Origin of the sequence: Aquisediminimonas profunda, from assembly GCF_019443285.1 — a bacterium.
GTDB classification, from domain to species: Bacteria; Pseudomonadota; Alphaproteobacteria; order Sphingomonadales; family Sphingomonadaceae; genus Aquisediminimonas; species Aquisediminimonas profunda.
Genome location: NZ_CP080327.1, coordinates 3,376,001 through 3,388,660, shown reverse-complemented (window position 1 = coordinate 3,388,660; position 12,660 = coordinate 3,376,001). Strand labels below are relative to the sequence as shown.

Here is a 12,660-nt window from a genome sequence, read left to right as displayed (position 1 = left end):
CATGGCGAACCAGACTCTTTCCCTTTTCGACATCAGCGGCCGTGCAATGGCCGCGCAGCTCGTACGGCTCAATACGACCGCATCCAACCTTGCAAACGCTGGAACGATCTCGGGCTCCGAAGAAGGGGCGTTCAGGTCTCTGAAGCCAGTGTTCCGCACAATCATGGGCGAGGATGGCACGGCAACCGTGGCGATAGACAAGATTGTCTCGTCTCCAGCTGCACCCACAAAGCGCCACGATCCCTCGCATCCGCTTGCCGACAAGAATGGAGATGTCTGGGAAGCGGCCGTCGATAGCGCTGCAGAGATGGTCGAGATGCTCGAAACGTCGCGCCAGTACCAAAACAATGTCCAGGTCCTTCAAACTGCGAAGGGCCTGATGCTCGAAACTTTGAGGTTAGGACAATGACAAGCACAACCCCAGTGAACGGTTCAAACATTCCGGTCGTCCCCAAGGGTGCCGGGGCCCAGAAGCTCGACGAGACGGCGTTCCTGCGGCTCATGACGACCCAACTCAAGGAACAGGATCCGTTCAATCCGGTCGATAACACCGCGATGGTGGCCCAGATGGCTCAATTTTCGAGCGTAGCGGGGATTTCGGAAATGAACGCCTCGCTCAAGGGCATTGCCGATCAGATCAAGCAGCAGACAGCTCTGCTGACGGCCATCCAGGCCCAGAACAAGCCCACCAGCACCACAACAGGCGCATAAGGAGAAGTTTTCATGGCTTTCTATACATCTTTGTCGGGACTGAAGGGGGCGCAAGCCGATCTTTCAGCTATTTCGAACAATCTTGCGAACGTGAACTCGACCGGCTTCAAGAAGAGCCGTGCCCAGTTCGGCGATCTGTTCGCCAGCTCGCCCACGCAGAACACCCGACTGGTATCGGGTCAGGGGACGCGCCTCAACGGCATCACCCAGCAGTTCACACAGGGCACGCTGGAAGCGACGGATCGTACGCTTGACCTGGCGGTCGCAGGCGAAGGCATGTTCGTTGTCAAGGGCGATCCGCCCCGTCAGGCTGTCACCTATACGCGCAATGGCTCGTTCAACGTGATGCCCGACCGTTCGGTTCGCGATACAACGGGCGCAAAGCTGCAGCTTCTGCCAGTCGACGCAGCTGGTAACGTCACCTCGACAGCGCTTGGCTCACTCATTGATTTCAACCTGCCTACAGGCGCGCCAGGCAATCCGACTGCCGCTCTCGTCAATGTTTCAATTGGTCTGGATGGTCTGACAACAGCCACCTATGCCGATGGTTCCAGCGAGTATCTGGGCAAGGTCGCAATGGCGAGCTTCACCGCGCAGGAGGGTCTTCGTCCGGTCGGTGATGGCCACTGGCAGTCGACCGGAGACAGCGGACCGCCGACAATCGATGCCGCCACCAACGGGCCGCTTGGTTCGATCCGTTCGGGCGCCCTTGAACGTGCAAACGTCGACGTCACGGAAGAACTGGTGGCGCTCATCGCCGCTCAGCGCAACTTCCAGGCAAATGCCAAGGCGATCGAAACTGACAAGGCCATGACCCAGTCGGTCCTGAACATCAACTGACGGACTGACCCGTGGACCGGCTCATCTATACCAGCCTTACGGCAATGCGCAGCGCGCAATCCCGGCAAGCGGCGACGGCGAACAATCTCGCCAATGCCCAGACGCCGGGATTCCGTGGCGACGTTGCCGAAGCGCAGGCACTCTGGGTTCGTGGCGATGGCCTCGAAAGCAGGGCGGTGGCCTCGGAAGAGGTCATCGGCGCCGACATGCGCGCGGGTGTGGTCATGGAAACGGGCCGGGACCTTGATGTGGCGATGCAGGGCGATGCCCTGCTGGTCGTCCAGGCGGACAATGGAGAGGAAGCCTACACCCGCCGGGGCGACCTGCAGCTCTCTCAATCCGGCTTGCTGACCAATGGCGAAGGCCAGCCGGTGCTGGGCGCGCAAGGGCCAATCACATTGCCGCCTGCCGACAAGGTGATGATTGACAGTTCCGGCCGTATTTCGATCGTTCCGGTCGGTGGCGATCCTGCGCAGCCGCAGGAAGTCGATCATCTTCGCCTTGTCACGGCGACAGGCTCAAAGATCATCAAGGGACTGGACGGACTCTTCCGTATCCGCGGTGGTGGTATCCTTCCCGATGATCCGGATGCCCGGTTGCTGACCGGTCATATCGAAGGATCGAACGTGTCGGCCACCGCTACGCTCGTCCAGATGATTGAAGCCAGTCGGTCCTGGGATACGCAATTGAAATTGATCAGCAGCGCACGCGACATGGATTCGGCAGCCGCCGATCTCATGCGCCTGCCTGAATAGGAGCAAAAGTCATGTCGTCAGGTGCATTGCATGTCGCCCGTACCGGGCTCGACGCGCAGAACATGAAAATGCAGGTCATCGCGAACAATCTCGCGAACGTGAATACGACCGGTTTCAAGCGGGATCGGGCGAGTTTCGAAACTCTGGCCTATCAGATCGTCAATACGGCCGGTTCGCCCACCTCTGCGGAAAACAAATATGCCACCGGCCTCAATCTTGGCACCGGTGTGCAGGTCAAGGGCACAGCCCGGATCGAAACCCAGGGCACGCTCAACACGACTGGCAACGGCCTTGATGTCGCGATTGAAGGGGCGGGCTATTTTCAGATCCTGATGCCGGATGGGCAGACTGCCTATACGCGCGCCGGTGATTTCAGCCTGTCCGCCGAGGGTACGATTGTGACGGGCAACGGTCTGCCGATCCAGCCGCAAATCCAGGTACCCGAAGGTGCGACGTCGGTTTCGATCGGAGCTGACGGCACTGTAACAGCGCAGCTTGCGGGGCAAACCGACCCGACCGAGCTGGGCAAGATCGAAACGGCACGGTTCGTCAATCCGGCAGGCCTCCAGGCCCTTGGCAACAACCTTCTTGCGCAAACGGCATCTTCGGGTGTCGCGCAGGTTGGCGCTCCCGGATCGGAAGGGCGCGGCTCGCTTCGTGGCGGCGCGCTCGAAGCCTCCAACGTCAATGTCGTTGAAGAGCTGGTGGACATGATTGAGACCCAACGCGCCTATGAGGTCAATTCAAAGATGATCCAGGCCGCAGACGAAATGCTGAAAAATGCCAGCCAACAACTTTAGTTTTCGCGCCCGCCTGTCTTGGGCGCGGACCGGGAGGCGGGGCCAAAGTCCCCACATATTTGCCTCGCCTCCCAAATCATTCTCGCTGTTCGCGGTGTCCCTCGCGGCGCTTGGGATCGCGGCGTCGCCTGCGGCGGCCCGGCACAAGGAGCGCGCCGAAGATACAGCCTTTCGGCCCACGGCGCCTGTTGCCGCGCCGGTCGTGGTCGCCAATGGCGCGATCTTCCAGGGCGGTGCCTATGCTCCGCTTACATCCGGCGCACGCGCCTCCCAGCCAGGGGATCTCATCACCATTGACCTGGTCGAGCGCACGACTGCCAGCAAATCGAACTCTGCCACAACAGGCCGCGATGGCGGCATTGGCCTCACACCTCCCACAACCGGACCACTCAGCTTCTTCAAGCCGACCGATGTTGGTGCTTCCGGTACTCAGTCGTTCAAGGGGAAGGGGGATGCATCGCAGTCAAACGCCTTGTCAGGGGAACTCAGTGTGACTGTGGCTGCTGTTTATCCCAACGGCACAATGCTTGTCAGCGGAGAAAAGCAGCTGACGCTCAATCGCGGCGATGAACGTGTCCAGTTTTCAGGGATCATCAGGGCGTCTGACATTTCGCCAGACAACCGCGTCCTTTCCACCCGCGTTGCCGATGCGCGTATCCTCTACGTGGGCCATGGCGAAATTGCACGGGCCAGCAAGCAAGGCTGGCTGCAACGATTCTTCTCCAGAGTGAGTCCATTCTGATGGCAAGATTCTCCCCCACATTCGCGCGGACAATTACGCTGCTTGCGGCCTTTTTCTGCATGCAGTTCGCAGTTCCGGCGTCGGCCGAGCGCATCAAGGATCTGGGCCAGTTCCAGGGACTGCGTGCCAACCAATTGACCGGCTATGGCCTTGTCGTCGGCCTTGCGGGAACCGGGGACGACAGCCTCGACTATGCCACGCTCGCGATGAAGGGTGCCGTTTCGCGCTTCGGACTGACCCTGCCAGCCGGCGTCAATCCTTCGCTGAAAAACGTGGCTGCAGTCATGATCACGGCCGAGCTTCCGCCATTTGCGAAGCCTGGACAGCGTCTGGACATCACGGTGTCGGCAATGGGCAAGGCCAAGTCGCTCCGTGGTGGCACGTTGCTTATGGCACCGCTATACGGTGCGGACGGCCAGATCTATGCGATGGCCCAAGGCAACCTTGTTGTCGGTGGGCTCGGCATCGATGCCGCTGATGGCTCCAAAGTCGCAGTCAACGTTCCGTCTGCAGGTCGGGTGGACGGAGGCGCCACGGTCGAACGCTCGGTTGATACGGGCTTCACAAATGGTGATCAGCTTGTTCTCAACCTGCATGATCAGGATCTGACCAACGCAAAACTGGTGGCGGAGGCGATCAACCGGACTTTGGGCGCCGGGATAGCGCAAGCCACCGACGGCGGCTCGGTCAGTATCGCGGCCCCGCAGGGCGGACCTGCGCGCATCGGCATGATGAGCATGATCGAGAACATCGAAATCAAGCCGTCTGAACCGCCTGCTCGGGTGATTGTGAACTCCCGGACGGGGACCGTTGTGATCAATGGTGCGGTCCGGATCAGCACGGCTGCCGTAACGCACGGCAAACTGACAGTCCGTGTCGATGAAAAGCCCCGGGTTATCCAGCCGGAGCCCTTCAGCCGGGGCCAGACTGCGCTTGAACCAAACAGCGATATCAAGGTCGAGGAAGCCCGGAATCCGATGTTCCTGATGCCGAAAGGGGCGTCCCTGCAGGATATCGTCAAGGCGATCAACCGCATCGGAGCATCGCCGGGTGATCTGGTCGCCATCCTCGAAGCGCTCAAGGAAGCCGGAGCGCTCAAGGCGGAGTTGATAGTGATATGATCAAGCCCGTTTCTCCCGCGCTAGCGTCAACCGCCAAGGCACCAACCCCCGCGCTGCAAAAGGCGGCACAGGGGTTTGAGGCCGTTTTTCTTCGTGAAATGATTGGTTCGATGCGCAAGGCCAAGCTGACCGAGGATGACCTCTTCGGATCAAGCGCGACAGACAATTTCCGGGAACTGGCTGATGCAAACCTAGCAGACAGCATGTCGGGCCTTGGCCAATTCGGGATCGCCAAGATGGTTGAAGCGCAAATGGCAAAATTCGGGGTGAAGCCATGAGCGACCTTTTGAGCGTCGGTGCATCCGGGCTGCGTGCCTATGGGCGCGCCCTCTCCAATGTGGGCGACAACATAGCCAATGCGCAGACCCCGGGGTACGCCCGGCGGACCACACGCCTCGAGGAGCTCGCCGGGAACGGCGAAATGACACTTTACCATTCTGCCGGGAATGCAAACGGCGTTCGCGTCACCGGGATCAACCGTATCACCGATCAATGGCTCGTCGACGGATCGCGCGCCGCAAGTGCAGATGCAGGACAAACGGCCGCGCGCCTGCCGTGGCTGACGGCTGCGGAGGCTGCTCTCTCCCAGGGCGGGAACAGCGTCGGGACGGCCTTGACCAATCTCTTCAACAGCGCCGACCTACTTTCAGCGGATCCGACTAATACCACATTACGCTCGTCCTTTCTTGCAGCGACAGACGGCACGGCCGCCGCCTTTCAGAGAACAGCGACGGCCGTTGATTCAGCAATCGCTGGCGTCGGCACCGCCGCTGCCGGAACAGTAACGCAGCTGAATACCGATCTGGTCGCTCTGCAGAAGGTGAATGACGGCCTGTTGCGCGCGCGCGACGGCACGACCAATCAGGCGGGTCTGCTCGACGAGCGGGATCGTCTGCTGGACAGCATCGGTTCGGCGGTTCCCATTTCTGTAACCTATGACAACAAGCAGGCTGCTACCGTGACCCTTGGCGGGGCAGCTGGCCCCGTCATGCTTTCCGGTCCCGGTGGTGCGTCAACATTCAGCGTCGCCATTGCCGTTGATGGCCGGCTGACCTTTTCGCTTTCAACGGCAGGTGGCCCCGTACTGCCTGCCTCAGGCCAGCTCGCCGGCCTTTCGGATGCCGCCAGTCACCTGGCCGATCAACGCCTTGGCCTCGATGCACTCGCATCGCAGGTCTCGACCAGCCTCAATGCAGCGCACACTTCCGGTTTCGATGCCAATGGCAATCCCGGCAGCCCGCTTTTTACTTTGGGAGCAACCGGCGCGGCTTCGCTTGCTGCCGTTGCCCTTGCCCCCGATCAGGTCGCTGCGGCCGACGCCACAAGCGCCAACGGCAACCTCCTTTCGCTCTCAGGATTGCGCGGCAATGCAGGCGTCGAGGCCGGATGGGCCGCGCTTGTGGCAGCGCAGAGCCAGTCAGTATCGACCGCGCGGGCGGAAGACGCCGCAGCATCCTCAAGGCGTGATGGTGCGTTTGCAGCGCGTTCCGAAATGAGCGGTGTCGACCTCGACCAGGAAGCGGCCGATCTGCTGAGATTTCAGCAGGCCTATGCCGGTTCTGCACGCGTGATCCAGACTGCCCGCGAAACGCTTGAATCCATTCTCAACATCTTCTGATCGGACCGAACATGATTAACGCCGTCGGCAGCCGCATGATGATTGAAATCAATCGCCAGAAGTCGCTTGCGCGTGCGGTCTCGGACACCCAAGTTTCGATTTCGACGGGCAAGAAGATTCAACGTCCCTCGGACGATCCGGTTTCGGCTGCCCGCGTGGACGTGATTGGACGCGCTCAGGCAAACAGCAAGGCCTGGGAAACCAATCTGGATACCGGACTGTCGCTCAATAGTCAGGCGGATACAGCCGTGACCGGCATGGCCGACCGCATGGCACTTGCTCGTGAACTGGTTCTGGCAGGCTCAAATGGCACGTTGGCACAGACAGACCGGAACTCGATAGCGACGCAGCTCGACGGGATAGCGGACGAACTTGATGGGCTTGTCACGCGCAAGTCCGCAAACGGCCAGCCCCTGTTTGCGCCGGGAACCGCACTGAGTGTGCGTTATGACGAGAATACGGTCTTCGCCCCTGTACCGTCACAAGCGCAGGTATTCGATGTAGGTGGCGTATCGCTCTCGCAAATGGTCCGTGATGCTGCAACAGCACTTCGCAGCGGCTCTGCTCCGGCGATAGGTGCTTCACTCACGACGCTGGATGCGGGCGTCACGAAAACGGCCGACGCGCTGGGCGACATTGGTCAACGGGGACGGCGCCTGCAATCGCTGCAGGAAGCTTCGCGCGCGCACGATATTGATCTTGCTTCCGAACGGACTGACCTTGAAGCCACGGATATTTCGGAAGCAGTTGCCAAGCTTAATGCCCAGACTCTGACGCTGGAAGCCGCTCAGGCCGCGTTTGCACGGATCAACCGGCGCACGCTGCTCGATATACTTTCCTGACGCAAGTTTTCCCGTCCTCTGCCGTTCTTCAACCTGTGGCACATTCGGCCAAACGGGTCGCGTAAGTCAGGGATGAAACAGGCACATTCATGTTCGCAGCTATCGGTATAATTGTTCTGCTCGTCATGGTGTTTGGCGGCTTCGCCTTTACCGGTGGCAACCTTGGCCCGGTGATGGAGGCCCTTCCGCATGAAATGCTGATTATCGGCGGTGCTGGTCTCGGCGCGTTGATCATCGGAAATTCGTCCAAGGAACTCAAAGCCCTGGGCAGTGTCATGGGCAAGATCTTCAAGGGCCCAAAGTACAACCGTCAGGATTATCTCGACTGCATCTTTCTCGTGTCCCGGCTCATGAAAATGCTTCGGACGGAAGGTCCTGTTGCGGTTGAACCGCATATCGAGGATCCAGCATCGTCAAGCGTCTTTGCCGAATATCCCAAGCTGCTGAAGGACACGACGCTTATTCATCTGATTGCCGATACGCTGCGTCTTGTTGTTGTGTCGTCGGGAACGCTCGACCCGAATGCGGTTGAGGACGTGATGGACAATACGATCAAGAACCATGTGCATCATACCGAACAGCCTGCCGAAACACTGCAGACGCTGTCAGACGCTCTGCCGGCACTGGGCATCGTTGCGGCGGTGCTCGGCGTCGTGAAGACCATGGGTTCGATCGACAAGCCCCCTGCAATCTTGGGCGGAATGATCGGGTCGGCGCTGGTCGGAACCTTCCTGGGCGTCCTGCTCTCGTACGGCCTCGTCGGACCGTTTGCCAACCGTGCAAAGCAGGTCATTGCTGCGGATGCTGCCATCTATCATGTGGTCAAGCAGATCATTGTCGCTTCGCTGAATGGTCATCCGCTGCCGCTGGTGATAGAGGCTGCGCGGTCCGGCATCGAGCACAGCAACCAGCCAAGTTTCGCTGAAGTCTTCGACGGCATGCGGGGACGCTGATGATCGAACGTCCCAATATGCCGCGACCGATCATCGTCAAAAAGGTGTATCAGGTTAAACACGGCGGCCACCACGGCGGTGCGTGGAAGGTTGCCTACGCCGATTTTGTGACTGCGATGATGGCGTTCTTCCTGCTGATGTGGCTGCTCGGTGCGACCACGGAAAAGCAGCGCAAGGCCCTTGCAGACTATTTCTCGCCGACACTGGTTCAGAAAAAGGAAGAGAGTGCAGGGTCCAACGGCATGTTCGGCGGCGCTTCTTTGACCGACCCTGATCACTATCCCCACAGGGCATCGCAAACGGGAACCCGTTCTCTGACCATCCCAAAGGATGCCAAGGGTGGCCCGAAATCGACGTCGTCAAAGGCGGATGACGAGGCCCGGTTCGCATCCATGAAGCAGCTGCTTCAGGCCCGCCTCAACAACAGTCCGACAATGCGCCGCTATGCCCGTAGCGTCAGACTGGTCGAGACCTTGGAAGGCCTTCGCATCGATCTGGTCGATGACGCCGACTTTGCCATGTTTCTCGTCGGCACGGACCAGTTGACGGCGGAAGCCTCCAGCCTGGTCGGTATCGTAGCGCAGGTCATAAACGAGGTGCCAAATGCGGTTGTCGTCCGCGGACATACGGATGCCTCCCCCTATACGCGCAACCAGAATCTCAGCAATTGGTCGCTGTCTTCTGCACGGGCAGAGGCTACGCGGCGCGCGCTTGTCTTGCAGGGCGTGGATGCCCGGCGCTTCTCCAGAATAGAAGGGGTCGCCGATCGCGAACCGTTCAACCCAATGGACCGCTTTGATCCGCGTAATCGCAGAATGTCCGTGACACTGGGGTGGAGCATGCAGGCGATGCAAAAAAATGAAAGCATCGATAATGGAAGCAATTCAGCAAATTCGCAGATCATGATGCGAAAATGAACTATAAATTCGCGGTATCAGGGATAAATCGGTCAGTATAGTTCGATAGTGGATTTAGATAGTTCGATAATTGAATTTAATGTTGAACCAAGATCATTTGAGTAATTAGAGTAGTTTACCCAATATTAACCAGGAATGTCTCAACTCGAGGTATCAATTCTCAAAAAGAGATGGTTGATCACTTGGGGGCTCAAATGGCGGTTGCCGAAAAAATAAAGCAGGTTTCAAACGAAGTCGGTCCGATGATTGTTGGGCAATCTGACACGATTGCCTCACTGCGGGACATGATTTCGCGCGTTGCGAGGGCATCCGTTCCAATTCTGCTGAATGGTCCGTCAGGATCCGGCAAGGAAATGGTTGCAAGATCGATCCACGCCATGAGCGATCGGGCAGACAAGCCGTTCGTCGCCATCAATTGCGGGGCGATACCCGTTGACTTGATTGAGTCCGAGCTCTTTGGCCATGAAAAAGGGTCTTTTACCGGTGCAGCAATGCGCAGGATCGGACGTTTCGAAGAGGCGGACGGGGGAACGCTCTTCCTGGACGAAATCGGCGACATGCGGTTCGACATGCAAGTCAAATTGCTCCGTGTCCTGGAGGAAGGCATTATCACCCGTGTAGGAGGCAACGGCACACTCCCCGTTGATGTGCGCATCATTTCGGCAACGCACCAGGACCTGTCTGTTGCGATTGATGAAGGCCGCTTCCGAGAGGATCTCTATTTCCGCCTTGGTGTCATTCCCGTTGACGTTCCAAGCCTCGCCAGCCGCGCGGAAGATATCCCTCTTCTCATCAACCATTTTCAGGAAAAGGCCCCGCTCACTGCAAGGGCGCGTTTCGATCCGTCAGCCCTTTCGCGCCTTATGGACCATGAATGGCCGGGCAATGTGCGTGAGCTGCGCAACGTCGTAGAGCGGGCAAACATACTTTATCCAGGTGAGATGATCGGTGCGCGAGAGGCCGAACAATTGCTTGGTCGGGCACCACATCGAATTTCTAAGCCGGCACCAGCTCTCCAGCTTGTCGGGACAGAACCCGAGCCGGCCGCGCAAAGCGCCGCACCGATGCCTGTCGACCTAAAGATGCTGCTTGAGACAATGGAACTCGAACGTATCCAGATGGCTCTGGATAATGCCGACGGTGTGATTTCCGAAGCCGCGCGGCTCCTGACCCTGAAGCGCACGACCTTGATCGAGAAAATGCGCAAATATGGTGTTGATCGCAGCTGCTAAACTCAATGCACATTTTGTAGCTCGCTGAAGCCAGGCTGCGGATCATTCGATATCTGTCACAATAAGTCGGCAACCCGGCAGGTTCGATGCATCAGGTTCGATGCACTTTCGTTCTTTAGGCTTCAAGGGACGCAATACCTGACTTTCAGCACCCTTGCCGGTGCGAATAATGACGGGCCGCAGGATGCGGGCCGAGGCTTGAGCAACAGCTTGCGTCGGTGTTCCCTTGGCCATTTCCGGGAAGCCCAGCCAGGCGATCAAGGCGCATAGCGATAGGATAAGTGTGGCCCTCATCCGCCAGCCCCTGGCTTCAGGCTACCAATGCTCGCCAGGACTCCGCGATATTCGCGACACCGGCGCGAACTTCATTCAGCTTCTCAAGGTCGTTGGGAGTATTGGCGAGCTGCCGCTGCATGGCTCGGTAAATGCCGCACAATGTTGTCGCAAGGGTTCCGCCACGATCGAAATCGAGCCCAGCCTCCAGAGCTGCCAGTATGGATTTCGCGCGCGCCATTTGTGAGTTGGCGGCAATTTCCTGGCCGTTTTCGCGCGCACGGATTGCTCCATCCAGCGCGTTCTGCAGCTCTTCATACAGAATGGAAACAAGCCTGTGCGGGCTTGCCCCTTCCATGCGACTGCTGAGGTCAAGGACCTGATAGCGGTTGCGAGCGCGCAGCGGATTTGGGGGAGAATACACCAGTCAGATCCGTCAATTTTTCTGGTTGCTCCACAGCGTAATCTGCTGTGAGAGATAGCTTTGCGTGGCTTTCAGCGCGGCGATGCGAGAGTCCATGCCGCTGAATTGGCGTTTGAGCCGGTTCTTGTAGGCGGTCTCATGCGCTTCCATCTTGGTGCGGGCGTCCGCGATCAGCTGGCTTTCCTTTTGCAGGCGGCTTGTGACCGATGCCAGAACGCCGCCCGTTGCAGTCGCTGCATCCTTCAATGACTTGAGTGTTTCGGAAAGCCCCGGGTCCGTTATCACCGTATGGGTTGCGTCCCTGGTTGGGCTGAAGAGCGCTTCGACCGCATCGGGATTTGCCGCCAATGCAGCCTCGAATTTGGCGGAGTTGAAACTGATCGAGCCGTCCCGATTGGTGAAGACCCCCACACCAGTGAGGCTGTTGATCTGAGGATCACTTGTCACGGCTTTTGATATCAGAGCCGTCAATTGCACCTCAAGCGCGCGAAGAGACTGGTCCCCGCCGGTGGTCGTGCGGGCGGTTGCGAGGTCCTTCTTGAGCGTGTTGTAAACCGAGACAAAATCGCTCAGCGTTTGTCTCAAGGCCTCGGTCGGGCGTGCACCCGTGATGGCAATGGGGGCGCCGGGCGCGGCCTTTTTGAGAGTCAGCGTTATGCCTGGGAAGACATCACTGAAGCTGTTTTTTGCGCGCGTATAGGCAATGCCATCGACCGTGAATTGCGCATCCTGGGCAGCCTGAGCAAGTGTGAGGCCCGTGCCGGTTCCCGGATAAGCAAAACGGCCGAGAGCCGGGTCTGCTCCGACATCGGGTGTGAGAGTGAATGCGCCCGCAGCGCCAGATTGGCCCTTCAAGACGATGCGCGAACCATTCCCGTCCGTGATGATGTTTGCCGTGACTCCGCTTGCTGCCGTGTTGATGGCGGCAGCAAGGCCAGTCAGGCTGTCATTTGTGGCGCCAATGGTAATTGTGAAGCTCTGTGCGCCCACGGTCAGCGTCATTGTACCTTGACCGACTGTGTCGGTCGCAGCGGGAAGGTATGCGGAATAGACCGTTTGCGATTTGGCGAGCTGCTGGACGCTGATTTCGGCCGACAAGTTTCCGGCGCGGACGCCCGGGGCAGCGACCGCCGAAAGGGCCGTCTGGTCTGCCACATTGGGCTGAGACTGAAGTGTGCCGCCGGCAACGAGCCCTGCAAATGTGGTCGAAAAACTCTCCAGATCGGACCGCGCCTGAGCGACGGTGCTGATCTTCGCCTTGTTGGCACTTGCTCGCGTGTCGAACTGTTCGACCTTTGGATCCCGCGATGCTGCAGCCAGATCCTCGACGAGTTTTACGGTGTCGATACCCGAGCCTGCGCCGAGCGCAGATGCAATTGATCCGATCATGAGCAGTCGCTCCCTTTGTAGAGAAGAACGGCAGCAAGGGCAT

At 58.9% G+C, this 12,660-nt stretch carries 16 protein-coding genes; 13 read left to right on the top strand and 3 right to left on the bottom strand.

Annotated features, from left to right (window positions below):
• Position 1: 1 nt before the first annotated feature.
• The 13 genes from flgC (at position 2) to K0O24_RS16520 (ending at position 10,531) form a co-directional block, all read left to right on the top strand.
• Complete coding sequence (gene flgC / locus K0O24_RS16580; protein WP_219893792.1) at positions 2-409, top strand: flagellar basal body rod protein FlgC; 408 nt, start codon at positions 2-4, stop codon at positions 407-409.
• A complete protein-coding gene (locus tag K0O24_RS16575) occupies positions 406-711 on the top strand; it encodes a flagellar hook assembly protein FlgD (RefSeq protein WP_219893791.1) in 306 nt (101 codons plus the stop codon). The genes flgC and K0O24_RS16575 overlap by 4 nt, the downstream gene beginning before the upstream one ends.
• A gap of 12 nt (positions 712-723) precedes the next feature.
• On the top strand, positions 724-1,551 hold the full coding sequence (locus K0O24_RS16570; RefSeq protein WP_219893790.1) for a flagellar hook-basal body complex protein: 828 nt from the start codon (positions 724-726) through the stop codon (positions 1,549-1,551).
• Between the two features lie 11 nt (positions 1,552-1,562).
• Positions 1,563-2,306: a flagellar basal body rod protein FlgF gene (locus tag K0O24_RS16565; RefSeq protein WP_219893789.1), complete on the top strand. Its 744-nt coding sequence runs from the start codon at positions 1,563-1,565 to the stop codon at positions 2,304-2,306.
• A gap of 11 nt (positions 2,307-2,317) precedes the next feature.
• Complete coding sequence (flgG, locus tag K0O24_RS16560; RefSeq protein ID WP_219893788.1) at positions 2,318-3,106, top strand: flagellar basal-body rod protein FlgG; 789 nt, start codon at positions 2,318-2,320, stop codon at positions 3,104-3,106.
• 85 nt (positions 3,107-3,191) lie between these two features.
• Positions 3,192-3,848 carry a flagellar basal body L-ring protein FlgH gene (locus K0O24_RS16555; RefSeq protein ID WP_246611215.1) on the top strand — a complete coding sequence of 219 codons (657 nt, stop codon included), beginning with the start codon at positions 3,192-3,194 and terminating at the stop codon, positions 3,846-3,848.
• Complete coding sequence (locus tag K0O24_RS16550) at positions 3,848-4,969, top strand: flagellar basal body P-ring protein FlgI (RefSeq protein WP_219893786.1); 1,122 nt, start codon at positions 3,848-3,850, stop codon at positions 4,967-4,969. The genes K0O24_RS16555 and K0O24_RS16550 overlap by 1 nt, the downstream gene beginning before the upstream one ends.
• Complete coding sequence (locus K0O24_RS16545; protein ID WP_219893785.1) at positions 4,966-5,247, top strand: rod-binding protein; 282 nt, start codon at positions 4,966-4,968, stop codon at positions 5,245-5,247. The genes K0O24_RS16550 and K0O24_RS16545 overlap by 4 nt, the downstream gene beginning before the upstream one ends.
• Positions 5,244-6,587, top strand: a complete 1,344-nt coding sequence (gene flgK / locus K0O24_RS16540) for a flagellar hook-associated protein FlgK (protein WP_219893784.1) — start codon at positions 5,244-5,246, stop codon at positions 6,585-6,587. The genes K0O24_RS16545 and flgK overlap by 4 nt, the downstream gene beginning before the upstream one ends.
• A gap of 11 nt (positions 6,588-6,598) precedes the next feature.
• The gene (locus K0O24_RS16535; RefSeq protein WP_219893783.1) at positions 6,599-7,429 is read left to right on the top strand and encodes a flagellin N-terminal helical domain-containing protein; all 831 of its coding nucleotides are present in this window, start codon (positions 6,599-6,601) and stop codon (positions 7,427-7,429) included.
• An 89-nt stretch (positions 7,430-7,518) separates the two neighbouring features.
• Complete coding sequence (gene motA / locus K0O24_RS16530; protein WP_219893782.1) at positions 7,519-8,382, top strand: flagellar motor stator protein MotA; 864 nt, start codon at positions 7,519-7,521, stop codon at positions 8,380-8,382.
• A complete protein-coding gene (locus tag K0O24_RS16525) occupies positions 8,382-9,299 on the top strand; it encodes a flagellar motor protein MotB (protein WP_219893781.1) in 918 nt (305 codons plus the stop codon). The genes motA and K0O24_RS16525 overlap by 1 nt, the downstream gene beginning before the upstream one ends.
• Before the next feature lie 194 nt (positions 9,300-9,493).
• The gene (locus K0O24_RS16520) at positions 9,494-10,531 is read left to right on the top strand and encodes a sigma-54 interaction domain-containing protein (protein WP_219893780.1); all 1,038 of its coding nucleotides are present in this window, start codon (positions 9,494-9,496) and stop codon (positions 10,529-10,531) included.
• A gap of 42 nt (positions 10,532-10,573) precedes the next feature.
• Here the strand turns inward: K0O24_RS16520 and K0O24_RS16515 are convergent, their stop codons facing one another.
• Genes K0O24_RS16515 through fliD form a run of 3 tightly spaced genes read right to left on the bottom strand, consistent with a single transcriptional unit; the run spans position 10,574 to position 12,617 of the window.
• Positions 10,574-10,792 (bottom strand): hypothetical protein, encoded by a 219-nt coding sequence (locus K0O24_RS16515; RefSeq protein ID WP_219893779.1) that lies wholly within the window; start codon positions 10,790-10,792, stop codon positions 10,574-10,576.
• Between the two features lie 49 nt (positions 10,793-10,841).
• Positions 10,842-11,228 carry a flagellar export chaperone FliS gene (gene fliS / locus K0O24_RS16510; protein ID WP_219893778.1) on the bottom strand — a complete coding sequence of 129 codons (387 nt, stop codon included), beginning with the start codon at positions 11,226-11,228 and terminating at the stop codon, positions 10,842-10,844.
• 12 nt (positions 11,229-11,240) lie between these two features.
• Positions 11,241-12,617 carry a flagellar filament capping protein FliD gene (gene fliD / locus K0O24_RS16505; protein ID WP_219893777.1) on the bottom strand — a complete coding sequence of 459 codons (1,377 nt, stop codon included), beginning with the start codon at positions 12,615-12,617 and terminating at the stop codon, positions 11,241-11,243.
• Positions 12,618-12,660: the final 43 nt, after the last annotated feature.

Bases quoted from the DNA above. Each gene is read 5' to 3' on its own strand.
- flgC (WP_219893792.1), top strand. From the start codon at position 2: ATGGCGAACCAGACTCTTTCCCTTTTCGACATCAGCGGCCGTGCAATG.
- K0O24_RS16575 (WP_219893791.1), top strand. From the start codon at position 406: ATGACAAGCACAACCCCAGTGAACGGTTCAAACATTCCGGTCGTCCCC.
- K0O24_RS16570 (WP_219893790.1), top strand. From the start codon at position 724: ATGGCTTTCTATACATCTTTGTCGGGACTGAAGGGGGCGCAAGCCGAT.
- flgG (WP_219893788.1), top strand. From the start codon at position 2,318: ATGTCGTCAGGTGCATTGCATGTCGCCCGTACCGGGCTCGACGCGCAG.
- K0O24_RS16550 (WP_219893786.1), top strand. From the start codon at position 3,848: ATGGCAAGATTCTCCCCCACATTCGCGCGGACAATTACGCTGCTTGCG.
- K0O24_RS16545 (WP_219893785.1), top strand. From the start codon at position 4,966: ATGATCAAGCCCGTTTCTCCCGCGCTAGCGTCAACCGCCAAGGCACCA.
- flgK (WP_219893784.1), top strand. From the start codon at position 5,244: ATGAGCGACCTTTTGAGCGTCGGTGCATCCGGGCTGCGTGCCTATGGG.
- K0O24_RS16535 (WP_219893783.1), top strand. From the start codon at position 6,599: ATGATTAACGCCGTCGGCAGCCGCATGATGATTGAAATCAATCGCCAG.
- motA (WP_219893782.1), top strand. From the start codon at position 7,519: ATGTTCGCAGCTATCGGTATAATTGTTCTGCTCGTCATGGTGTTTGGC.
- K0O24_RS16525 (WP_219893781.1), top strand. From the start codon at position 8,382: ATGATCGAACGTCCCAATATGCCGCGACCGATCATCGTCAAAAAGGTG.
- K0O24_RS16520 (WP_219893780.1), top strand. From the start codon at position 9,494: ATGGCGGTTGCCGAAAAAATAAAGCAGGTTTCAAACGAAGTCGGTCCG.
- fliD (WP_219893777.1), bottom strand. From the start codon at position 12,617: ATGATCGGATCAATTGCATCTGCGCTCGGCGCAGGCTCGGGTATCGAC.